At 72.5% G+C, this 21789-nt stretch carries 18 protein-coding genes; 8 read left to right on the top strand and 10 right to left on the bottom strand.

All coding sequences use genetic code 11. The features are described from left to right. The first annotated feature begins 2 nt into the window (after positions 1-2). The 5 genes from ACH4NX_RS19820 to ACH4NX_RS19800 all read left to right on the top strand — a co-directional run bounded on the left by ACH4NX_RS19820 (position 3) and on the right by ACH4NX_RS19800 (position 5227). The gene (locus ACH4NX_RS19820; RefSeq protein WP_351391719.1) at positions 3-1355 is read left to right on the top strand and encodes a GTP-binding protein; all 1353 of its coding nucleotides are present in this window, start codon (positions 3-5) and stop codon (positions 1353-1355) included. A 266-nt stretch (positions 1356-1621) separates the two neighbouring features. Continuing rightward, on the top strand, positions 1622-2725 hold the full coding sequence (locus tag ACH4NX_RS19815) for an aliphatic sulfonate ABC transporter substrate-binding protein (RefSeq protein ID WP_351391716.1): 1104 nt from the start codon (positions 1622-1624) through the stop codon (positions 2723-2725). A gap of 36 nt (positions 2726-2761) precedes the next feature. After that, positions 2762-3556, top strand: a complete 795-nt coding sequence (locus tag ACH4NX_RS19810) for an ABC transporter ATP-binding protein (RefSeq protein WP_351391714.1) — start codon at positions 2762-2764, stop codon at positions 3554-3556. Next, a complete protein-coding gene (locus ACH4NX_RS19805; protein WP_351391711.1) occupies positions 3543-4481 on the top strand; it encodes an ABC transporter permease in 939 nt (312 codons plus the stop codon). The genes ACH4NX_RS19810 and ACH4NX_RS19805 overlap by 14 nt, the downstream gene beginning before the upstream one ends. A gap of 8 nt (positions 4482-4489) precedes the next feature. Beyond that, positions 4490-5227 carry a sirohydrochlorin chelatase gene (locus ACH4NX_RS19800; protein WP_398129256.1) on the top strand — a complete coding sequence of 246 codons (738 nt, stop codon included), beginning with the start codon at positions 4490-4492 and terminating at the stop codon, positions 5225-5227. 27 nt (positions 5228-5254) lie between these two features. On the opposite strand, the gene ACH4NX_RS19795 is transcribed toward ACH4NX_RS19800, so the two are convergent. The 6 genes from ACH4NX_RS19795 to ACH4NX_RS19770 form a co-directional block, all read right to left on the bottom strand. Further along, positions 5255-5803 (bottom strand): DUF1697 domain-containing protein, encoded by a 549-nt coding sequence (locus ACH4NX_RS19795; RefSeq protein WP_398129257.1) that lies wholly within the window; start codon positions 5801-5803, stop codon positions 5255-5257. A 223-nt stretch (positions 5804-6026) separates the two neighbouring features. Next, on the bottom strand, positions 6027-7292 hold the full coding sequence (locus tag ACH4NX_RS19790; protein WP_398129258.1) for a glycosyltransferase: 1266 nt from the start codon (positions 7290-7292) through the stop codon (positions 6027-6029). Continuing rightward, the gene (erm(O), locus tag ACH4NX_RS19785) at positions 7289-8068 is read right to left on the bottom strand and encodes a 23S rRNA (adenine(2058)-N(6))-methyltransferase Erm(O) (protein WP_351391699.1); all 780 of its coding nucleotides are present in this window, start codon (positions 8066-8068) and stop codon (positions 7289-7291) included. The genes ACH4NX_RS19790 and erm(O) overlap by 4 nt, the downstream gene beginning before the upstream one ends. Before the next feature lie 281 nt (positions 8069-8349). Continuing rightward, positions 8350-9639, bottom strand: coding sequence for a sugar ABC transporter substrate-binding protein (locus ACH4NX_RS19780; RefSeq protein WP_351391696.1), 1290 nt, complete (start codon positions 9637-9639; stop codon positions 8350-8352). Next, entirely contained in the window at positions 9639-10472 is an 834-nt protein-coding gene (locus tag ACH4NX_RS19775) for a carbohydrate ABC transporter permease (protein WP_351391693.1), read from the bottom strand. The genes ACH4NX_RS19780 and ACH4NX_RS19775 overlap by 1 nt, the downstream gene beginning before the upstream one ends. Then, positions 10469-11440: a carbohydrate ABC transporter permease gene (locus ACH4NX_RS19770; protein WP_398129259.1), complete on the bottom strand. Its 972-nt coding sequence runs from the start codon at positions 11438-11440 to the stop codon at positions 10469-10471. The genes ACH4NX_RS19775 and ACH4NX_RS19770 overlap by 4 nt, the downstream gene beginning before the upstream one ends. A gap of 161 nt (positions 11441-11601) precedes the next feature. Here ACH4NX_RS19770 and ACH4NX_RS19765 point away from each other — a divergent pair, with 161 nt between their 5' ends. Further along, positions 11602-12465: an aminoglycoside phosphotransferase family protein gene (locus ACH4NX_RS19765; protein WP_351391687.1), complete on the top strand. Its 864-nt coding sequence runs from the start codon at positions 11602-11604 to the stop codon at positions 12463-12465. Between the two features lie 279 nt (positions 12466-12744). Here ACH4NX_RS19765 and ACH4NX_RS19760 read toward each other — a convergent pair whose 3' ends face one another. After that, positions 12745-13467, bottom strand: a complete 723-nt coding sequence (locus ACH4NX_RS19760; RefSeq protein ID WP_351391684.1) for a 3'-5' exonuclease — start codon at positions 13465-13467, stop codon at positions 12745-12747. 126 nt (positions 13468-13593) lie between these two features. Continuing rightward, on the bottom strand, positions 13594-14841 hold the full coding sequence (locus tag ACH4NX_RS19755) for an SAV2148 family HEPN domain-containing protein (RefSeq protein WP_351391681.1): 1248 nt from the start codon (positions 14839-14841) through the stop codon (positions 13594-13596). 366 nt (positions 14842-15207) lie between these two features. On the opposite strand from ACH4NX_RS19755, the gene glgX reads away from it, so the two are divergent. Both glgX and treY read left to right on the top strand, forming a co-directional pair. After that, positions 15208-17331 (top strand): glycogen debranching protein GlgX, encoded by a 2124-nt coding sequence (gene glgX, locus ACH4NX_RS19750; RefSeq protein WP_351391678.1) that lies wholly within the window; start codon positions 15208-15210, stop codon positions 17329-17331. A 95-nt stretch (positions 17332-17426) separates the two neighbouring features. After that, the gene (gene treY / locus ACH4NX_RS19745; protein ID WP_398129260.1) at positions 17427-19832 is read left to right on the top strand and encodes a malto-oligosyltrehalose synthase; all 2406 of its coding nucleotides are present in this window, start codon (positions 17427-17429) and stop codon (positions 19830-19832) included. Positions 19833-19959: 127 nt separating this feature from the next. On the opposite strand, the gene ACH4NX_RS19740 is transcribed toward treY, so the two are convergent. Continuing rightward, entirely contained in the window at positions 19960-20421 is a 462-nt protein-coding gene (locus tag ACH4NX_RS19740; protein WP_351391672.1) for an SSI family serine proteinase inhibitor, read from the bottom strand. Next, positions 20418-21743 (bottom strand): M14 family zinc carboxypeptidase, encoded by a 1326-nt coding sequence (locus tag ACH4NX_RS19735; RefSeq protein WP_398129261.1) that lies wholly within the window; start codon positions 21741-21743, stop codon positions 20418-20420. The genes ACH4NX_RS19740 and ACH4NX_RS19735 overlap by 4 nt, the downstream gene beginning before the upstream one ends. Positions 21744-21789: the final 46 nt, after the last annotated feature.

Genomic DNA, 21789 nt, shown 5'->3' with positions numbered 1-21789 from the left:
AGATGACCAGCACCACCGAACCCACCGAGCCGCCGGCGGCCTGGCAGCTCTCGGAGACCACCCTGCTGCGGTTCGCCACCGCCGGGTCCGTCGACGACGGCAAGTCCACCCTGGTCGGCCGTCTGCTGCACGACTCCAAGTCGGTCCTCGTCGACCAGCTGGAGGCCGTCGAGCGGGCCTCCGCGAGCCGCGGCCAGGAAGCCCCGGACCTCGCGCTGCTCACCGACGGCCTGCGGGCCGAACGCGAGCAGGGCATCACCATCGACGTGGCCTACCGCTACTTCGCCACCCCGCGCCGCCGGTTCATCCTGGCCGACACCCCCGGGCACGTGCAGTACACCCGGAACATGGTCACCGGCGCCTCCACGGCCGAGCTGACGGTGATCCTGGTCGACGCCCGCAACGGCGTCGTCGAGCAGACCCGCCGGCACGCCGCGATCGCCGCCCTGCTGCGGGTCCCGCACGTCGTCCTCGCCGTCAACAAGATGGACCTGGTCGACTACGAGGAGCCCGTGTTCGCCGCCATCGCCGAGGAGTTCACGGCGTACGCGACCGAGCTGGGCGTCCCGGAGGTCACCGCGATCCCGATCTCGGCGCTCGCCGGCGACAACGTGGTGGAGCCGTCTGCGACCATGGACTGGTACGGCGGCCCGACGGTGCTGGAGCACCTGGAGACCGTGCCGGTCAGCCACGACCTGGCGCACTGCCACGCCCGGCTGCCCGTGCAGTACGTGATCCGGCCGCGCACCGCCGAGCACCCCGACTACCGCGGCTACGCGGGCCAGATCGCCGCCGGTACCTTCCGCGTCGGCGACGAGGTCACCGTCCTGCCCTCGGGCCGTACCTCGAAGGTGTCCGGCATCGACCTGCTGGGCGAGCCGGTCGACGTCGCCTGGACGCCGCAGTCGGTGACGCTGCTGCTCCAGGACGACATCGACGTCTCGCGCGGCGACCTGATCGTGCCCAGCAAGGACGCGCCGGCCACCACCCAGGACGTCGAGGCCACCGTGTGCCACGTCGCCGACGCGCCGCTCACCGTCGGCCACCGGGTCCTGCTCAAGCACGGCACCCGCACCGTCAAGGCGATCGTCAAGGACATCCCGGCCCGGCTCACGCTGGACGACCTGTCCCTGCACCCGCACCCCGGGCGGCTCGCCGCCAACGACATCGGCCGGGTGAAGATCCGTACGGCGGAGCCGCTGCCCGCCGACTCCTACGCCGACTCGCGGCGCACCGGTTCGTTCATCCTGATCGACCCGAGCGACGGCACCACGCTCACGGCCGGCATGGCCGGCGAGTCCTTCGCCGCGCCGGAGCCGGTCAAGGACGAGGCGGACGACGGGTGGGACTTCTGAGCATGGACTCCCCCGACTTCTGCTCCACGTTCGCGAAGGAGGGCGGCCGCGTCGGCAGCGGCGCCCTGGGCTGGGGGTGCCCCCGAACGGAGTTTGGGGGAGGGCAGGGCGGGGTCGCGCGATGTGCGTGCTGACGTACGCGCACCGCTCGCGCGCCCTCACCCCGCACCGCCGCAGACGCAAACCCGCCGACCTCCCGGCCACGACCTGACACCTCGGACCAACCGACAGGCGTGACCGCCGGGCCAACGAGAGGACCACCTCCCGTGCCTGCCACCACCGCCCCGCGCCGCACCCTCGCGGTCCTCGCCGCCCTCCCGCTGCTGGCCCTCGCCGGCTGCGGGTACGGCTCGCAGGCCAAGGACGACGACACCGCGAAGGTCGCGGCGGGCGCCGAGAAGATCGACGGTCTCGACTCCGTCCGGATCGGCTACTTCGGCAACGTCACCCACGCGACTCCCCTGGTCGGCAACCAGAAGGGCTTCTTCCAGAAGGAGCTGGGCGCCACCGAGGCGAAGTACGCGGTGTTCAACGCGGGCCCGTCCGAGATCGAGGCGCTGAACTCCGGCTCGATCGACATCGGCTGGATCGGCCCGTCCCCGGCGATCAACGGCTACGCGAAGTCGGACGGCAAGAACCTGCGGATCATCGGCGGTTCGGCCTCCGGCGGGGTGAGGCTGGTGGTGAACCCGGACAAGATCAAGACCCTGAAGGACGTCAAGGGCAAGCGCATCGCGACCCCGCAGCTGGGCAACACGCAGGACGTCGCGTTCCTCAACTGGATCGCCGAGCAGGGCTGGAAGGTCGACGCGCAGAGCGGCAAGGGCGACGTGACGGTCGTCCGCAGTGACAACAAGGTGACACCGAACGCCTTCAAGTCCGGCTCCGTCGACGGCGCGTGGGTGCCGGAGCCCACCGCCTCCCGGCTGGTCGCCCAGGGCGGCGAGGTGCTGCTGGACGAGTCGGCGCTGTGGCCGGACGAGGAGTTCGTGATCACGAACATCATCGTGCGGCAGGAGTTCCTCGAGAAGCACCCGAAGGCCGTCGAGGCGGTGTTGAAGGCCTCGGTGGACACCAACGAGTGGATCGGTGCCAACCCCGACGACGCCAAGGCCGCGGCGAACAAGCAGCTGGAGAAGGACACCGGCAAGGCGCTGCCGGCCGACGTCCTGGACCCGGCGTGGAAGTCGATCCGGCTGACCGACGACCCGCTGGCCGCCACCCTCGACGCCCAGGCGGAGCACGCCGTCACGGCCGGCCTGCTGGAGGAGCCCGACCTCGAGGGCATCTACGACCTCACGCTGCTCAACAAGGTCCTCAAGGCCAAGGGCGAACCCGCGGTCGACGACGCCGGTCTCGGCGTCCAGTAGGCCCGGATCCCGACCATTCCCCAGGAGGTGACGACCATGGCCACGACCACGACCCTCGCCAAGGCCGACGAGGGCACCGCGGCGGTCACGCACGCCGCCCGGATCGAGCACGTCTCCAAGTCGTTCGCGGGCCCCGCCGGGCAGCAGCTCGTGCTGGACGACATCACCCTCGATGTCGCGCCCGGCGAGTTCGTCACCCTCCTGGGGGCCTCCGGCTGCGGCAAGTCCACGCTGCTGAACCTGGTGGCGGGCCTGGACAAGCCGAGCGCCGGCGCGATCACCACGGACGGGCGGCCGGCCCTGATGTTCCAGGAGCACGCCCTGTTCCCGTGGCTGACCGCGGGCAAGAACATCGAACTCGCCCTGAAGCTGCGGGGCGTGGCCAAGTCCGAGCGCCGCGACAAGGCGGAGGAACTGCTCGAACTCGTCCGGCTGAAGGGCGCGTACGGCAAGCGGGTGCACGAGCTGTCGGGTGGTATGCGCCAGCGGGTCGCGATGGCCCGGGCGCTCGCCCAGGAGAGCAGGCTGCTGCTGATGGACGAGCCGTTCGCGGCGCTGGACGCCATCACACGGGACGTGCTGCACGACGAACTGACCCGGATCTGGCGCGAGACGCGGCTCTCCGTCCTGTTCGTCACGCACAACGTCCGCGAGGCCGTGCGGCTCGCCGAGCGGGTGGTGCTGCTGTCCTCCCGTCCCGGGCGCGTGGCGCGCGAGTGGACGGTCGGCATCCCGCATCCCCGCCGCATCGAGGACACCGCCGTGGCGGAGCTCTCCGTCGAGATCACCGAAGAACTGCGTGGGGAGATCCGCCGCCATGGCCAGCACTGACACGAAGCACTCCCCGGGGGGCGGCGCCAAGGACGGCGGCCCCGGGGGCAAAGGCTCCGGGGACGGCGGCGATCTCGCCGGCCTGGAGGCGGGCCTGGACGCGCTGGAGACGGTGCAGCAGGGCCGCACACCCTTCCGGCAGACCTTCGTGGAGAAGATCCTGCCGCCCACCGTCGCCGTGGTCCTGGTCATCGCGGTCTGGCAGGGGCTCGTCTCCTTCGAGATCGTCGACGATCCGACCAAGCTGCCCGCGCCGTCCGACGTGTGGGACGTGGTCCACCAGGCCTGGCTCCAGGGCGAGCTGCTCGGTTACATCTGGACCAGCGTCTCGCGCGGCCTGCTCGGCTTCTGCTTCGCCCTGCTGATCGGCACCCCGCTGGGACTGCTGGTGGCGCGGGTGAAGTTCGTACGCGCGGCGATCGGCCCGATCCTGTCCGGCCTCCAGTCGCTGCCGTCGGTGGCCTGGGTGCCGCCGGCGGTGATCTGGCTGGGCCTGAACAACTCGATGATGTACGCCGTCATCCTGCTGGGCGCGGTGCCGTCCATCGCCAACGGCCTGGTGTCGGGCGTCGACCAGGTGTCCCCGATCTTCCTGCGCGCGGGCCGCACGCTGGGCGCGACGGGGCTGAGGGGCACCTGGCACATCGTGCTGCCGGCCGCGCTGCCCGGCTATGTGGCGGGTCTGAAGCAGGGCTGGGCGTTCTCCTGGCGCTCGCTGATGGCCGCCGAGATCATCGCGTCCTTCCCCGACCTCGGGGTGGGGCTCGGCCAGTTGCTGGAGAACGGCCGCAACGCCAGCGACATGGCGATGGTGTTCGAGGCCATCCTGCTGATCCTGTTCGTCGGTATCGCGATCGACCTGCTGATCTTCAGCCCGCTGGAGCGGTGGGTGCTGCGCAGCCGCGGTCTGCTGGTGAGGAGCTGACAGTCATCATGTCCGCGCCGGTTCTCCTGGTCATCGCCCACGGCAGCCGCGACCCGCGGCACGCCCAGACCGTGCACGCCCTGGTGCGCCGGGTCAGGTCGCTGCGCCCGGACGTACGGGTGGAGACCGGCTTCCTGGACTTCAACGTCCCCTCGGTACAAGGGGTACTGGAGTCACTGGAGACGCAGGGAGTGCGCGACGTCGTGGCGCTGCCGCTGCTGCTGACCCGCGCCTTCCACGCCAAGGCGGACATCCCCGCGGTCCTCGCGGACGCGCCCCCGCGGCTGCGGATCCGGCAGGCCGAGGTGCTCGGCCCGTCCCCGCTGCTGCGCTCCGCGCTGGAGCGGCGCCTGTACGAGGCGGGTCTGACGCCCGCCGACAAGTCCTCGACCGGGGTCGTACTGGCCTCGGCGGGGTCCACCGACCCGGAGGCGATCGCGGTGATCGCAGAAATCGCGCGGGAGTGGCGGCACACCGGTTGGTGCGCCGTGCGGCCCGCGTTCGCCTCCGCATCCCTTCCGCGCACCGAGGACGCGGTGCGCGAGCTGCGGGAGCTGGGCTGCGCACGCGTCGCCGTGGCGCCGTACGTCCTGGCCCCGGGCTTCCTGCCGGACCGCATCGCACGGGGCGCTGCCGAGGCGGACGTACTGGCGGACGTCCTCGGGCCCTCGCCGGAGGTGGCACGGGTGGTACTGGACCGGTACGACGAGGCGCGGATGCCGGCGCTGGCGGCGGTCGGGGCCTGAGCCCCGGGTTCCTCGGCCGGGGCCCGCTCAGGCCCCGGTCAGCTCCACGAGCTTGACGACGGTGTTCCAGTTGCGGGTGGTGGCGATCAGGCCCTTGTTCACGCGGGGTCGGGCCAGGGCGTCGGCGAGCTTCGAGCGGCCGAGACCGTTCGGCGCGTACAGGTACAGGGCCCGGTCGCCGAGGCGGAACTCCTCGGGGAGGAAGGCCGGCTGGTCGACCGTCTCGAAGCGCTCCGCGGCGATGGGCGCGGAGAAGTAGGTGACGTGCAGCTGCTTGGCCTCCAGGCCGGCGGCCGGGAACGGGCACGCCTCGGCGACCGCCTTCAGATCGGCGTGGTCGCGCACGATCACGTCCACCGCGAAACCGAACCGCTTCTCGATCGCGCCCCTCAACTCGGCGGCCAGGGACTCCTCGTCCCCGTGCCCGGACTCGAACACGGCCTGCCCGCTCTGGAGATGGGTGCGTACGGCGTCATGGCCGAGGTCCGTCAGGAGCGCGCGCAGTTCGGCCATCGGGAGCTTCCTCGCGCCGCCCACGTTGATCCCGCGCAGCAGCGCCGCGTACGTCGTCGTCATGCGCACACCATAGAGCGGCCGTCGTGCCCCGTGGGGGTGGGCACGACGGCCTCGTCCGCGCGCCGGGCGGACGTGCGCGCCACTCTCGCCGATGCGGTGTGCGCGGTTCAACCACTACGCACTCCTGTGACTTATTCAACAACTCTGCGGAAGGGCCGCACGGGGCCGTGGTGACCGCCCGTACGGCGCCTTCCGCTTCGGCGCTCTCTCTCCTCTGTCGCTCTCAGGCCCGCGCCGCCGCCAGTTCCGCCTCGATCAGGTCGGCGGCCCGTCGGGTGCCGCCCTCCTGGGCCATCCGGGCCTGGAGTTCCGCCAGCCGCCGGGTCACCTCCGGGTCGTCGACCAGGGCGAGGGCGGCGGTGCGCAGCGCCTCGGCGGTGGCCTCCTCGGTGGGGAGGTGGCGGGCGACGCCGAGTCCCTGGAGCATGTCCGCGTTGCCGAACTGGTCCACGGCCTGCGGAACGGCGATCATCGGCGTGGCGGTGGCCAGCCCTTCCTGGCTGCCGCCCGCACCCGCGTGGGTGACGAACAGGTCGGCCTGCTTGAGGATCGCCAACTGCGGTACCCAGGACCGTACTTCCACGTTGTCCGGTACGTCGCCCAGCTCGGCGGCGTCGACGTGCTTGCCGACCTGGAGCACCACGTGCCAGCCGGGCAGCTCGCCGAAGGCCTTGACGCACTCCCGGTAGAAGGCCGGCTGCTTGGTGAAGGACGACCCGAGGGAGACCAGGACGACCTTCTCGGCGCCGTCGGGACGCTGCCACTCCCCCTCGGCGGAGCGGTCGCCCTGGCAGGCGCCGACGAAGGTGTACGTCGACTCGTCGACCCGGTCGGCGTTCGGCTGGAGCGCCTTGGGGATCAGTACCAGGGAGCGGGCGGGGCGGCCGACGAACGGGTCGGGGTGCATCGTGATCCCGTTCTCCTCCAGCCAGGCGTGGAAGCGGGCGTAGTAGGCCTGGCCGCGTTCGGTCTTCAGCGGCTCCTCCCACATCGGCTCGCCGACCTCCTTCTCGTATCCCTCCCAGGCGACCATGTTCGGCGAGAGGGAGACCACCGGCACGTTCCATCGGTGGCCGAGGACGCGGGCCGGGTAGGAGGTGATGTCGTGCAGGACGAGGTCCGGCTCGTCGCCCTGGTAGGCCTCGATGAGCTGCGGGAGCGCCTGGACGGCGTCGTTGAAGAACGGCTCGACGTTGTCCAGCAGGGTGGTGCCCCAGGCCTCCGGGTCGGCGTCGGGGCCGGGGAGCGTGCTGTTCCACAGCTTGGGTTCGGCGCCCGCCTCGGCGACCTTCTCCGCGAACAGCGGCGGGATCGCGTACGTCACCCGGTGCCCACGCGCGACGAGCTCGCGGATCACCTCCAGGCTGGGATTCACGTGCCCGTGCGCGGCGACGGAGAACATGGCGATGTGAGCGGGACTGGTCATGCGGAGAATGTATTCGAGACGAGACGTCTCGTACAACTTCTTCTCCTTTGGGTTCGTCCTCATGCCACCAGCTCCTCGTACAGCCGCAGCCAGCGCGCCGGCGCCACCTCGCCGACGAGCACGCCGGGGTCCAGGCGCGCGGCCCGGAACGCCGCGTCCACCCGGCGCCCGGGGTGGGCGCGACGCAGGGACGCGTGCAGCGAACCGCCGACTCCCGAGAAGCCCAGCTCGACCAGGTCCTGCCAACTCCGTTGCTCGACACCGGAGATCAGCGGCGTGCGCCGGCGTTCGACGCGCAGGATCCCGGCGTCGACGCGGGGCACCGGCCTGAAGCCGTACCGGCTCACCCGCCCGGCCAGCCGCCACTCGTGACGGGGCCAGGTCCGGACCGTCAGCAGGGTCCAGCGGCCGTAGTCGCCGGTGCGCTTGCGGGCGTACTCCAGCTGGGTGATCAGTGTGGCGTCGGTGAGGCCGGATGCGGTGAGGCACCAGTCGACGATGTCCGCCGTGCGGGAGAACGGCACGTTCCCGGCGACGGAGAACGGCGTGCGCGGGGGTCGCGCGGCGAGGAAGTCACCGGCGACGACGCGGACGTGGGGGGTGTCCGTGAAGCGGGCGCGGAGCCCGGGGACGAGTCGGGGGTCGATCTCGTAGGCGTGCAGTTCCCTGCTGCGGCGGGCGAGCGGCTCGGTGAGTGCGCCCTGGCCGGCGCCCACTTCGAGGAGCAGGGGCGGGCGACGGCTGTCGGGGGCGGCGAGGCGGGCGACGCGGTCGGCGGTGGCGCGGTCGGTGAGGAAGTTCTGCGAGAGCGTGCGGGCACGCTGGGTGGGGCGGGCCATGGCCTGCGGTCCTTGTCTTCCGTGAAAGGGGAAAAGGGCAGCCGAAGGCCCTGACCGGAAGACGAGGGCGGAAAGGAGATGCGGAGACTCAGCCCCGCCGCGTGTGTGTCACGTGTGTCAGCGGCGGGGGGACCCCGGTCCGGTCAGGGCTCCGGGGCCACGACGCATCCTGATGGAGTACGTGCTGCCCCGGCCGAGACCGGAGATGAAGATCGCGTTGAAAGCTGCCACGGAGCCGACGGTAGGCTCCGGCGCCGCGCACGGGCAACGGGTTTTCCTCGTCAGCGCTGGTAGCGGGCGAGGACGAGGTTTCCGTCCTCTTCCAGGCGGCTGCGCAGCTCCTCCAGGTCGATCGCTCCGCTGTAGTACTCCTGGAGCGCGGGGGTGGCCACCTTGTCCTTCCACTCGGGATAGCCCCTCACGGACTGCGCGGGCGCGGTGCGCAGCTGCCCGGCGAGGGCGGTGCCCGTGGCCCAGCCGTGCTCGGCCGTGTGCAGGGCCGGGTCCTTCAGCGCCTCGGTACCGGTGGGCAGCATCCAGTCGCCGAGCGCGAGGCGCACCATGTTGTCCGGCTGGAGGAGGAAGTCGATGAACGCGGCGGCCTGCTTCTTGTGCGGGCTGTCCTCGGCGACCGACAGGGTCTGCGGGCTGACGCCCTGGGTGAGCCCCTCGGAGCCGGCCGGGGCGGGCAGGACCTGCCAGTCGAAGCCGTCGGGCGCCTGCTGCTGGATCTGCTGGCGGTAGGAGAAGCCGAGCGGCACCATCGCGTACTTGCCGGCGAAGAAGCCGGGCAGCGTGTCGGAGCCGCCGCTGCCGAGGGTGGTGGAGGAGGCGCTGCGGTCCGTGTTGACCTGGTCGTGGATGGTGCGGGGCACCACCTGGTCGCCCTCCTCGAAGCGGACGGTGACCTTCCCGTCCGCTCCTCGGTGGAACAGCTTCCCGCCGGTGGACAGGGACAGGTTGAGCGTGGCGGACACGGGCTCCTTGAGCGGCCAGGCCACTCCGTACCTCCCCTCGCCGCTCAGCCGCTTCGTCACCTGCCGGAACTCGGGCCAGGTCCAGGGGTGTTCGGGCGTGGGAATCCGGACGCCCGACTCCCGCAGCAGGTCGGCGTTGGCGATCAGTACCCGCGGTTCCTGGAGGAACGGGACGCCGTAGACGCCGTCGCCGAAGGTGACCGTCTCCCAACCGCGCCGCGGGATGTCCGACTCGAGCCGCTCGGACAGCAGTCCGGTCAGGTCGGCGAGGTAGCCGCCGTAGGCGAAGTCGGCGAGGTCGTCGGAGGCGTCGTGGATGATGTCGGGCGCCTCACCGCCCTCGAAGGAGGTGAGGAGCTGGTCGTGGACGCTGTCCCAGCTGCCCTGGACGTACTCGACGCGCACGTCCGGGTGGGTGGAGTTCCACTCCCGCACCAGTTCCCTGTTGACCGTCACGGACTCCTCCTGCCAGGCCAGGGACTGGAAGCGCAGGGTGATCCGGCCGTCGTCCGCCCCGTCGCCGCCGCCCGAGCAGCCGGCGAGCAGCAGGGCGAGGGAGACGAGCAGGGTGGTGAACCTCGTACGTGCCCGCATCAGCTCTTCACCGCCCCGGCGAGCATGCCGCCCGTGATCCGCCGCTGGATGAGCGCGAAGACCACCAGCGAGGGCAGCGTCGCGAGGAAGGCGGCCGCCGCGAGCGGGCCGAGGTCCGCGACGCCCTCGGCGCCGAGGAAGTGGGTGAGGATGACCGGCAGGGTCTGTTTCTCCGGTGTCTTCAGCAGCACCAGCGCGAAGAAGAACTCGTTCCACGCGGTGATGAAGGCGAACAGGGCCGTCGCCACGATGCCCGGCGCGAGCAGCGGCGCGGTCACCGACACCAGTGTCCGCAGCCGCCCGGCGCCGTCGACCGCCGCCGCCTCCTCCAGCTCGGCCGGCACGGCCCGGACGTACCCGGCGAGCATCCAGAGCGCGAACGGCAGCGACCACACGACGTACACCATGATCAGCCCCGGCACCGAGTTGATCAGCCGGAGGTTCTTCAGGACCAGGAAGAGCGGGATGATCAGCAGGACGAAGGGGAAGGCCTGGCTGACCACGACCCACCCGGTGGCCGCCTTGGTGAGCCGGCCGCGGCGCCGGGCCATGACGTACGCCATCGGCGTCGCGATCACCACGGCGACCACCGCGGCGCCGAGCGCGGCGAGCAGGGAGTTGAGGGCGGCCCGCAGCAGCGGCTGTTCGTCGAAGGCCTGCCGGAAGTTGTCGAGGGTGGGGTTCTGCGGGATCCAGGTGGGGTGGAGGGTGGCCAGCTCCTGCGGTGGCTTGAACGCGGTGGAGATGAGCCAGAGGAACGGGAAGGCCAGGAAGACGAGATACGCGAGCAGCGCGGCGTACTGGCCCACGCGGGCCCCGGTCGAGGTCCTCATGCCTCGTCACCTCCCTTGGCCCGGCCCTCGGGTTGGTTCTTGAGTCCGCCCTTGAGCCGGCCGGCGAGGAAGACGGCCAGCAGGACCGAGATCACGGCGACCATGACGCAGCCCATCGCCGCGGCGTAACCGAACTGCCCGTAGCGGAAGGCCTCTTCGTAGGCGAAGAGCATGGGCAGCCGGGTCCTGCCGCCCGGTCCGCCGTTGGTCAGCACGTAGACCAGGGCGAAGGAGTTGAAGTTCCAGATCAGGTTGAGCGCGGTGATGGCGAGCGCGACCGGTCTCAGGGCGGGCCAGGTGACGGTGCGGAAACGGCGCCAGGCTCCGGCGCCGTCGACGGCGGCGGCCTCGTGCAGTTCGCGCGGGGTGTTCTGCAGCCCGGCGAGCAGGGCGACCGTGGTCTGGGGCATGCCGGCCCAGATCCCGACGACGATGACGGCGGGCAGCGCGGTGGCGAGGCCGCTGAGCCAGTCCCGGCCGTCGCCGAGGCCGAGGTCGCGCAGGGTCTCGTTGAGGATGCCCGCGTCCGGGTTGTAGACCAGCCGCCACATGATGCCGACGACGACCTCGGGCATCGCCCAGGGAATGATCGCCAGGGCGCGGGCCAGGAATCGCATCCGCCGGTTCTGGTTGAGCAGCAGGGCGAGGCCGAGCGCGAGCAGGAACTGCGGCACCGTGACCCCGACGGCCCACAGCAGCCCGATGCGGAACGAATCCCAGAACAGCGTGTCCCGCATCAGGTCCTGGAAGTTCAGGGTACCGACCCACTGGGTGGGCTGCGTCCGGCCCGACTGGGCGTCGGTGAACGCCAGCAGGATGCCGTAGAGCAGCGGCCCGACGCTGAGGATCAGGATGGGAATCAGCGCGGGCAGCACCAGGAACCAGGCGCCGTGGTCGGGGCCGCGCCGTTGCCGGTCCCGGCCGGGCGCGCGACGCGCCGGTTTACTCGGCTCGGTCACCAATGTCACGCAATCAGCCCCTTTGCACGGCTCGAGCGGGCCTGGCCATGGTCGTGAAGGCGCCGTGCCCCGTCAAGACACCGCGCACACGCTCCCACCTGTGCGAATGCGACACTGGCCGACGGTTGGCGGGAATCCGCCGGACATGACGGACACGGAGGCACACAACGATGGACGAGGCACGGGCGCGGGAGGTGCTGGCCGCGGCGGGGGTACTGCCCGGCCGGGCACGGGAGGCGCGGCTGCTCGCCCTCGGCGAGAACGCGGTGTTCGCCGCCGGTGACCTGGCCGTCAAGGTGGGCCGTGACGCCGAGCTCCTCGGCCGGGCGCGCCGGGAGCTGGCCGTCGCGGTGTGGCTGGAGGAGGCCGGGGTGCCGGCGGTGCGGGCGGCCGACCCGACGGCGCTGTTCGTCGACGGGCACCCGGTGACCGTGTGGCGGCGGCTGCCCGACTCGGTGCGGCCCGCCGAGCCGCGGGACGTGGCCGCGCTGCTCCGGCTGGTCCACGCGCTGCCCTCCCCCGCCTTCGAGCTGCCGCCCCGCGAACTGCTGGGCGGCGTGGAACGCTGGCTGCGGCTCGCGGGCGACGTGATCGACCCCGCGGACGCCGCGTACCTGCGCGAGCGCCGGGACGGCTTCGCGACGGCCGCCGCCGCGCTCGTCCCCCATCTGCCGCCGGGTCCGATCCACGGCGACGCGCTGCCGCGCAACGTGCACGTCGGACCCGACGGACCGGTCCTGGTCGACCTGGAGACCTTCTCCGCCGACCTGCGCGAGCACGACCTGGTGGTGATGGCGCTCAGCCGGGACCGCTACGGGCTGCCCGCCGGGGCGCACGACGCCTTCACCGCGACCTATGGCTGGGACGTGCGCGAGTGGGACGGCTGCGCGGTGCTGCGCGGCGCCCGGGAGACGGCCAGCTGCGCCTGGGTGGCCCAGCACGCGCCGAGCAACCCGAGGGCACTGGCCGAGTTCGAACGCCGGGTGGCGTCGCTGCGGGACGGGGACCCGACGGTGCGGTGGTATCCGTTCTGACCGCGCGTCGCCTTCCGGGGGCGGGGCTGCCGGGGTGGGGTCTTGCGGGGCGGGATTTCCGGAGCGAGGCTGCCGGGGCGGGGTCTTCCGGGGGCGAGGCCTTCCCCGCGGGGGACTGCCCCGACCGGGTCTTCCGGACCGGAGGCTCCCGGACCGGGGACTGCCCCGACCCGGCCTTCCGGACCAACGCCTTCCGCACCGCGCACTGCCCCGACCCGGCCTTCCGGACCAACGGCTCCCGCACCGCGCACTACCCCGACCCGACCTTCCGAGACCGGGTCAGACCCGCTCGTCGGCCGGTTCGCGCACCGGCCATCTCCCGTCGATGACGGCCGTGGCGTCGCCCTTGCGGCGCAGGAAGCTCTGGAAGTCCGCCGCCCACTCGGCGTACCACTCGATCTGGCGGTGGTGCAGGTCCGCCGGGCCGAGGGACGCGACCTTGGGGTGGCGGCCGGCTATCGCGCAGGCCAGCCGGGCCGCGGCGAGTGCGTCGGCCGTGGCGTCGTGGGCGGCGTCGAGCGGGACGCCGTACTCCCGGCAGACGGCTTCCAGGTTGCGCTTGCCCCGGCGATAGCGGTCGACCGAACGGTCGATGGTGTACGGGTCGATGACCGGGGCCGGGTCCAGGCCGCCGAGGCGGTCGCGCAGCGACGGCAGTCCGTAGCGCCGCAGTTCGGCGGAGAGGAGGCTGAGGTCGAAGGCCGCGTTGTAGGCGACGACCGGGACGCCCGTCTTCCAGTAGGCCGCGAGCACACCGGCGATGGCGTCCGCGACCTGGTCGGCGGGCCGCCCCTCGCCGGCCGCCCGCTCGTTGGTGATGCCGTGCACCGCCACCGCGTCCGCCGGGATCTCCACCCCGGGATCGGCCAGCCACTCCCGGCGTCCTCGCGGCTCCCCGCCCACGACCTCGATCACGGCTCCCGTGACGATGCGCGCCTCGCACGGGTCGGTGCCCGTCGTCTCCAGGTCGAAGCCGATCAGCAGCTCCCGGTGCCAGCCCATGGGCGGTCCCCCTTCTTGGTGGTGCGTTCCCCCAGTGGTCTCCACCTTCGCATGGGCCACTGACAATCAGAGGATCGCATTCCGCTTATGCCGGCCCCCGGGCCCCGCACGGACCGGCGCCGACCCTCACGACACCGGCCGCGAATCCGCCCACATCAGCTCGAACTCCTCGCGATAGGTGGGGAAAAGTCCGCCTTCTTCGACCTGGTCCGACTTCACCACCTTGCTGCCGTTCCGCCCGTTGCGCAGGACGAGCACCGGCGCCTCCATCCCCCGGGTCCGGCGCAGATAGGACTGCACGACCGCGATGCCGTCGGCGCCGTCCCCGTCGACGAGGTAGGCCGTGAAGCGCGGCGTCTCGTCGAAGACCTGGATCTCGAACGCGCCCGGGTCCCGCAGCCGGGAGCGCACCCGGCGCATGTGCAGGATGTTCATCTCCACGGCGCGGCTCAGCTCGCCCCGCTTGATGCCGAGTTCACGCTCCCGGCGCTTGATCGCGCTGGAGGCCGGGTTCAGGAAGAGCAGCCGCACCCGGCCGCCGGACTCGGCCAGCCGGAGCAGGCGGCGGCCGGAGAAGTTCTGCACGAGCAGGTTGAGGCCGATACCGAGGGCGTCCAGCCGCCGCGCGCTGCCGAAGATGTCCTCGGCCGGGAACTGGCGCAGCAGCCGCACCCGGTCCGAGTGCACGGCGACCACGTCGGCGTAGCGGTCGCCGACCAGGTCCTCCACGGCGTCGACCGGCAACCGCCGCGTGGACGGCACGTCGCCGCCCGCGCCGAGGACCTCCAGCAACCGCGCCGAGGCCCGCTCGGCCTGGTTCAGCACCGCCTCGGACAGCGCCCGGTTGCGGGAGACGACGTTGCGGGTGACCTCCAGCTCGTCCAGGGCGAGTTCCACGTCGCGGCGCTCGTCCAGGTACGGCTCGAAGCAGGGCCAGTGCTGGACCATCAGCTCGCGCAGCTGCGGCAGGGTGAGGAAGCTGAGGACGTTGTCGTCGGCCGGGTCGAGCAGGTAGCCCTTGCGGCGGCTGACCTCGCGGACGGCGACGGCCCGCTGCACCCACTCCTGGCCGGCGGGTCCCGCGGCGGCGACCACCCACTCGTCGCCGTGCACGGGTTCGTAGACCGGCCTGAGGACGGCGGCCACGACCGCGCGCAGCCGCTGTTCGACGAGGTTGAGCCAGATGTAGGCCCGGCCGGCCCGCTGCGCACGGGTGCGCACCTCGTGCCAGGCGTCGGCGTCCCAGTCCAGCTCCGGACCGATCGCGCCCGCGCTCATCGGCCGCGCCAGGGACACCGCACCGGGCGGGACGTCCGTGGAGTTCCCCTGGTGACCGTCGTCACCAGGAGGCAGCTCCAGCCCTCCCGAGCCCACCCGCGCACCGCCTTCCGCTCCCCCGGAGCACTACCGGTCAGACCCCGTCCCAACGATCAAGGAAGGGTACTCCGCGAGCGGTCCGCGGTGCAGCCCGATGGACCGGCCGGTTTTCCCAACGACCCTGATCCACGGGACCGTTCCGGTCCGTCGTACACCGGGGAGTGAGCGGATTCATAGCGGTGACGCCGCCCGGTTCGGGGAAGGCTTCCTCGCGCCCACACCGGGGCACTTGCCGAGGAGAACGCCGAGGGGCGGGTAGGAGGACGTACGTGCCAGGTGGTCGCCTCACTTTCGGGGAGACTTCCGGGGGACTCGGAGCCAAGGCGTCCGCACCGGCGCCGTACACCTGAAAGAGTCGTGTCCATGCAGGTCTGGCCTGGAGAGGCATATCCACTCGGTGCCACGTACGACGGCGCCGGCACCAACTTCGCGGTCTTCACGGAGGCCGCCGACCGAGTAGAGCTGTGTCTGCTGCACGACGACGGCTCGGAGACCGCGATCGAGTTACGGGAGAGCGACGCGTTCGTACGGCACGCGTACGTGCCGGGCGTGATGCCGGGGCAGCGGTACGGCTACCGCGCGCACGGCCCGTACGCCCCTGAGCGCGGGCTGCGCTGCAACAGCGCCAAGCTGCTCCTCGATCCGTACGCGCGTGCGATCAGTGGCTCGGTCCGGTGGGGCGAGGAGGTGTACGGCTACCACTTCGGCGACCCCGGCCGGCGCAACGACCTGGACTCGGCGCCGCACTCGATGACGTCGGTCGTGGTCAACCCGTACTTCGACTGGGGCGACGACCGGCGCCCGCGGACGGAGTACCACCACACGGTGATCTACGAGGCCCATGTGAAGGGCCTGAGCATGCGGCACCCCGGGCTCCCCGAGGAGCTGCGCGGCACCTACGCGGCCCTCGCGCACCCGGCGCTGATCGAGCACCTCACCGAGCTGGGGGTGACCGCGCTGGAGCTGATGCCGGTACACCAGTTCGTCAACGACCACCGCCTGGTGGACATGGGCCTCAACAACTACTGGGGCTACAACACGATCGGGTTCTTCGCCCCGCACAACGCCTACGCCTCCTGGGGCGACCGCGGCCAGCAGGTACTGGAGTTCAAGTCGGCGGTGAAGGCGCTGCACGAGGCCGGGATCGAGGTCATCCTCGATGTCGTCTACAACCACACCGCCGAGGGCAACCACCTGGGCCCGACGCTGTCCTTCAAGGGCCTCGACAATCCGTCCTACTACCGGCTGGCCGACGACCCCCGCTACTACATGGACACCACGGGCACCGGGAACTCCCTGCTCATGCGGTCCCCGCACGTCCTACAGATGATCATGGACTCGCTGCGGTACTGGGTCACCGAGATGCACGTCGACGGCTTCCGCTTCGACCTCGCCGCCACCCTGGCCCGGCAGTTCCACGAGGTGGACCGGCTTTCGTCGTTCTTCGACCTGGTGCAGCAGGACCCCGTGGTCTCGCAGGTCAAGCTGATCGCCGAGCCGTGGGACGTGGGCGAGGGCGGCTACCAGGTGGGCAACTTCCCGCCGCTGTGGACCGAGTGGAACGGCAAGTACCGGGACACGGTGCGGGACCTGTGGCGCGGTGAGCAGCGCACGCTGGCGGAGTTCGCGTCCCGGCTGACCGGGTCCTCCGACCTCTACCAGGACGACGGCCGCCGCCCGCTGGCCTCGATCAACTTCGTGACCTGCCACGACGGCTTCACCCTGCACGACATGGTGGCGTACAACGACAAGCACAACCACGCCAACGGCGAGGACAACCGGGACGGCGAGAGCCACAACCGGTCCTGGAACTGCGGTGTCGAGGGCGACACCGACGACCCGGCGGTGCTGGAGCTGCGGGCACGGCAGATGCGGAACCTCACCGCCACCCTGCTGCTCTCCCAGGGCGTGCCGATGATCAGCCACGGCGACGAGTTCGCCCGCACCCAGCGGGGCAACAACAACGCCTACTGCCAGGACAACGAGCTGGCGTGGGTGTCATGGCCGGACGGCGACGGCGACGGCCCCGGCGCCGGACTGCTGGAGTTCACCCGCGCGATGGTGTGGCTGCGCAAGAACCACCCGGTCTTCCGCAGACGCCGCTTCTTCCACGGGCGCCCCGTGGAAGGCACCCACGACGAGCTGTCGGACATCGCCTGGTTCACCCCCGAGGGCGCGGAGATGACCCAGCGGGACTGGAACTCGGCGCGGGCGTCGGCGCTCACGGTGTTCCTGAACGGCAACGCGATCTCCGAACCCGGCGCGCGCGGGGAGCGCATCGGGGACGACTCGTTCCTGCTGATGTTCAACGCCTCGCCGAAGACGCTGGACTTCGTGGTGCCGGTCGACCACGGCCGGCAGTGGGAGCTGATCGTCGACACCGCCCTGCCGGAGGGGGTGCCCGCGGACACGGCCGCGAAGGTGCAGGCCGGCGACCGGCTGACCCTGGTGGACCGGAGCCTGACGGTGTTGCAGCGGCCCGTCTAGCGGACACAGGGGCGTGTCCCCCCGAGGACACGCCCCTACGCCCGTGCAGGGGGCCCGATGACACGAAAGGCGGCGGGGCGGGTACGTAGGTCTGCATGACACCTGAGCGACCCGACCCGGTGCTGCCCTCGACCTCCCCGGCCCCCTCGGCCACCTACCGGCTGCAGCTGCAGCCCGCGTTCCCCTTCGGGGCCGCCGCGGCGGCCGTGCCCTACCTGGCCTCGCTCGGTGTGTCGCATCTGCACCTGTCCCCCGTCCTGGAGGCGGTCCCCGGCTCGCAGCACGGCTACGACGTCGTGGACCACGCGCGCGTGCGCGCGGAGCTGGGCGGCGAGGAGGGCCTGCGGGCGCTGGCGCGCACCGCGCGGGAGCACGGTCTCGGCCTGGTGGTGGACATCGTCCCGAACCACATGGCGATGTCCCCCCGTCACAACCGCGCCCTGTGGGGGGTGCTGCGCGAGGGCCCGAAGTCACCCTACGCGCGGTGGTTCGACATCGACTGGGAGGCGCAGGGGGGCCAGCTGCTGCTGCCGGTGCTCGGCGCCCCGGTCGGCGAGGTGCTGGACGAGCTGAGGGTCGACGGTGACGTACTGCGCTACCACGACCACGCCTTCCCCCTGCGGAGCGGCACCGCGGACCTGCCGCTGCCGCGGCTCCTGGACGCGCAGTGGTACCGCCCGGTGTGGTGGCGGCTGGCGCGCACCGAGCTGAACTACCGGCGCTTCTTCAGCATCTCCGAGCTGATCGGCGTACGCGTGGAGGACCCGGTGGTCTTCGAGGCCACGCACGCCACCGTGCTGCGACTGCTGCACGAGGGGGTGGTCGACGGGCTGCGCGTCGACCACCCCGACGGCCTCGCCGACCCCGACACCTACCTGCGGCGGCTGCACGAGGCCACCGGCGGCCGGTGGACGGTGGTGGAGAAGATCCTCGCGGACGGGGAGCGGCTGCCGGCCGCCTGGCCCGTCGCCGGCACGACCGGCTACGACGCCCTGCGGCACGTCGACGGACTCTTCACGGACCCGGCGGGCTACGGGGAGCTGCTCGGCCAGTACCGCAGGTTCGCCGCCCCGCAGACGGACCGGGGCGGGGACTGGGCGGCGACGGTACGGCGGGCGGCGTACAAGGTGATCACGCACGAGCTGGCCGCCGAGACGGACCGGCTGACCCGGGTGGCGCACCGCCTGTGCGTCGCCTCGCCGGAGCCCGCGTTGCGCGACCGGGCGCCGTGGGCCCTGCGCACGGCGCTGCGGGAGCTGCTGGTCCGGCTGGAGGTGTACCGGCCGTACGGGTCGGTGGACGCGGCGTCGGTCGTCACCGAGGATGCGGCGGCCGAGGCGCGGCTCGCGTTCGCGGTGCCTCAGGAGGCCGGCGCGGTGGACGTCGTACGGGATCTGGTCCTGGGCCGGTACGGGGACGGGCCGGACCACGTGGAGTTCCGCACGCGGTTCGCGCAGACGGCGTCGGCGCTGCGCGCGAAGTCGGTGGAGGACACGGCGTTCTACCGCTACGTGCCGCTGCTGTCGGCGACCGAGGTGGGCGGGAACCCGGGGAGTCCGGCCCTGTCGCCGGAGGACTTCCACGCGTACTGCGCGCGCGTGCAGCGCGACTGGCCCGCCACCGGCACGGTCGTGTCGACCCACGACACCAAGCGCAGCGCCGACGTGCGGGCCGCGCTGGCGGTGCTCACCGAGTGCCCGGAGCGCTGGGCGGACGTCCTGACGGAGGTCACTCGCACGGGTGAGGGTGTGCCGGACGCGCAGCTGGCGTGGGCGGCCTGGCAGACGGTGTTCGGGCTGGGTCCGGCGGACGGTGAGCGCGTGCGGGAGGCGCTGCTGAAGCATGTGCGCGAGGCGGGGATGTACACCAGCTGGACGGAGCGGGAGCCGCCGTACGAGGAGGCGGTGGCCGGGTTCGTGGCGGCGGGGCCCTGCGGCGCGCCGGGCGAGCGGGTGGCCGCCTTCCGCGCCGCCCTGGGGCCGCACATCCGGGCCAACGTCCTCGGCACCGCTCTGACGCACCTGACGATGCCGGGGGTACCGGACCTCTACCAGGGCACGGAGGACGAGTACCTGGCCCTGGTCGACCCGGACAACCGCCGGCCGGTGCCCTTCGGGGAGGGCGGCGATGCCGGGAGGTCCCAGGACGGGGAGAAGGGCGCGGTGACCCGGGCGGCGCTGGCGCTGCGCGCGCGGCGGCCCGACGTCTTCGGCGACGCGGCGACGTACGAGCCGCTGCGCGCCGAGGGACCGGCGGCCGCGCACTGCGTGGCGTTCGTCCGCTCCGGTGAGGTCCTGACGGCCGTGACCCGGTTGTCGCTGCGGCTGGCGGAGGCGGGCGGCTGGCACGGGACCGCACTGCCGCTGCCGCCGGGCCGCTGGGCGGACGCGCTGACGCCCGGGCGGGAGTTCACCGGGCACGCGCGCGTGGAGGAGCTGTTCTCGGGGGTGCCGGTGGCGCTGCTGGAGCGGGTGGGGGCGGCGGCGGGCGACGAGGACTGACCGGGACCGGCGGGGTGACGGGGCGCGGGCGGGGGTGGGTGGCAGGGCTCGCGGGAAGCGGACGGAGAGCGACACGCACTCGGCCCGGAGGCCGAACGCGTGTCGCCCGCTCACCGGGCCGCCCGGTTCACCCCTCCGTGTCCCACGCGAACACCGACCCCGTCCGCGCCGCCATCACGCACGGGTTGGGGAAGGTCTGCGTGTACTCCACCGGCCGGTCCCGCCACTGCCCGTGCGCGTGGGCGGTCACCGGGGCGTGGATCATCGGGCAGGGGGTGTCCCGCGGCGGGATGTCGGCGATGCGGCCACCGGCCGCGTCGAGTTCCGCGCAGGCTCGGGCGGCGTGGGCGTGGCCGCGGGGCGGGTGGCACAGCAGCAGGGCGTCGCGCGTGGGGCCGGACTGGTCACCCGACGGGGCGCCGGGCAGGACGTCCGACTGGGCGTCGCCCCGGGTGACGGTGAGATGGAGCCAGTCGTTCGCCGGTGTCCGCTCCGCGGTGGCCTGTGCGGGGGTGGCGCAGGCGAGGAGGAGGGCCGCGGCTGCCAGCAGGGCGGTGCGTGCCGCCCGGGCGGTGATGGTGTGGGTCATTCCCGGTGCATCGGCACGGCGGCCTCGGAACCCCAGCCCGGCTCACCCGAACGGGAGCCCGCGGTGGGGCGCCGCGCGGCCAGTTCGAACGCGGCGAGTACGACCCGCGTCTGATACTCCACCTGGCGTGCGACCGGTATCCAGCGGGCCGCGCAGCCGTCGCGGTAGTCGGCGCAGCCTTCGTCGACGAGCCGGTCCAGTTCGGGCAGCACGCCCGCCGGATCACCTCCGGTACGGGTCACCAGCTGGTGCAGCAGCCCCGCGGTCCGCAGGGACAGGCGCCGTCCGGCGAGCCGCAGGGCGACCAGGTGGGCGGTGCTCATCGGCGGCAGGCAGCGGCCCGATCCGTCGTCGGTGTCGGGGTCCCACGCGTCGGCCAGCCTCGGGCAGACCAGCAGGTAGTCGTCGACCGGTGCGAGGAGGTGCGCCGCCCCCGGGACGGTCGCCAGGTGGGGGCGGAGCCGGGCGAGGACGCGGTGCAGGCGCTGCGTGTCGTGCCGCAGGGCGCGGCTCACGGAGCGCAGTACCCCGTCCTGGTCGGCCGGGGGCGAGCCGTCCGCCACGGCGGCGACGCCCCACATGGGAGCCTCGACGACCGCGGTGACGGTGCCGTACCGCCGCGGGTGGCACCACGTCGAGTCGACGGCGGCCTCGGTGATGGCCGCGGTGAGGTCGCCGCGGCGGGGCGGCGGTATCCGGTAGACGGCGGGACCGAGGTCGGGCCAGTACAGGGTGTCGTAGGCGCCGAGTTCGCGGGGGACGCCGAGCCGGGCCGCGGTGTGGGCGATGCGCTGGGCGAGGCCCGGCAGGTCGTGGGTCACCTCGACGAAGCCGCCGCCGACGTCGACGCCGTGCAGGGAGCACTGCAGGAAGGGCCGCAGCTCGTCCTGGAGGGTGAGCAGGGCGCGGGTCTCCGGCAGCACGGCGCGGTCCGGGCCGTCGGGCAGCCACTCGGGCTGCTCCAGGAAGCCGGGCCGGAAGAAGTTCCGCGCGTAGCGGCCGAGGGTGTACGGGCCGGACAGCCAGCCCTCGTTGCGGCGCAGACCGTCCGGGTCGACGGACAGCAGGAGGTTCCAGGTGGCGTCCACGCCCTCGGTGAGCCGGGGGTCGGCGAGGGCGCGCTCGGCCAGCCGCAGGACGGTGGCCCCGCCCACGGGCTCGTTGGCGTGCGGCCCGGCGACGACGAGGACCTGGCGGCTGCCGTGGCCGACGCAGAGGAGCAGCAGCGGGATGCCCGAGCGGGACGTGCCGACGCGGCGCAGCCGGGCGTCACGGGGGTTGCGGGCGACGAGTGCGGCGGCCCGGGAGCCCAGTTCGTCCACGGTCGGATAGCGCAGGAGGGGCGGCAGGGCACACCTCCACGATGCG

It is taken from the genome of Streptomyces sp. NPDC017225, from assembly GCF_044331465.1.
Lineage (GTDB): Bacteria > Actinomycetota > Actinomycetes > Streptomycetales > Streptomycetaceae > Streptomyces.
The sequence above is the reverse complement of the archived record's forward strand: the minus strand, read 5'-3'. Positions and strand labels throughout refer to the sequence as shown.

Bases quoted from the DNA above. Each gene is read 5' to 3' on its own strand.
- ACH4NX_RS19820 (WP_351391719.1), top strand. From the start codon at position 3: ATGACCAGCACCACCGAACCCACCGAGCCGCCGGCGGCCTGGCAGCTC.
- ACH4NX_RS19810 (WP_351391714.1), top strand. From the start codon at position 2,762: ATGGCCACGACCACGACCCTCGCCAAGGCCGACGAGGGCACCGCGGCG.
- ACH4NX_RS19805 (WP_351391711.1), top strand. From the start codon at position 3,543: ATGGCCAGCACTGACACGAAGCACTCCCCGGGGGGCGGCGCCAAGGAC.
- ACH4NX_RS19800 (WP_398129256.1), top strand. From the start codon at position 4,490: ATGTCCGCGCCGGTTCTCCTGGTCATCGCCCACGGCAGCCGCGACCCG.
- ACH4NX_RS19795 (WP_398129257.1), bottom strand. From the start codon at position 5,803: ATGACGACGACGTACGCGGCGCTGCTGCGCGGGATCAACGTGGGCGGC.
- ACH4NX_RS19790 (WP_398129258.1), bottom strand. From the start codon at position 7,292: ATGAGGACGAACCCAAAGGAGAAGAAGTTGTACGAGACGTCTCGTCTC.
- ACH4NX_RS19780 (WP_351391696.1), bottom strand. From the start codon at position 9,639: ATGCGGGCACGTACGAGGTTCACCACCCTGCTCGTCTCCCTCGCCCTG.
- ACH4NX_RS19775 (WP_351391693.1), bottom strand. From the start codon at position 10,472: ATGAGGACCTCGACCGGGGCCCGCGTGGGCCAGTACGCCGCGCTGCTC.
- ACH4NX_RS19765 (WP_351391687.1), top strand. From the start codon at position 11,602: ATGGACGAGGCACGGGCGCGGGAGGTGCTGGCCGCGGCGGGGGTACTG.
- ACH4NX_RS19760 (WP_351391684.1), bottom strand. From the start codon at position 13,467: ATGGGCTGGCACCGGGAGCTGCTGATCGGCTTCGACCTGGAGACGACG.
- glgX (WP_351391678.1), top strand. From the start codon at position 15,208: ATGCAGGTCTGGCCTGGAGAGGCATATCCACTCGGTGCCACGTACGAC.
- treY (WP_398129260.1), top strand. From the start codon at position 17,427: ATGACACCTGAGCGACCCGACCCGGTGCTGCCCTCGACCTCCCCGGCC.
- ACH4NX_RS19740 (WP_351391672.1), bottom strand. From the start codon at position 20,421: ATGACCCACACCATCACCGCCCGGGCGGCACGCACCGCCCTGCTGGCA.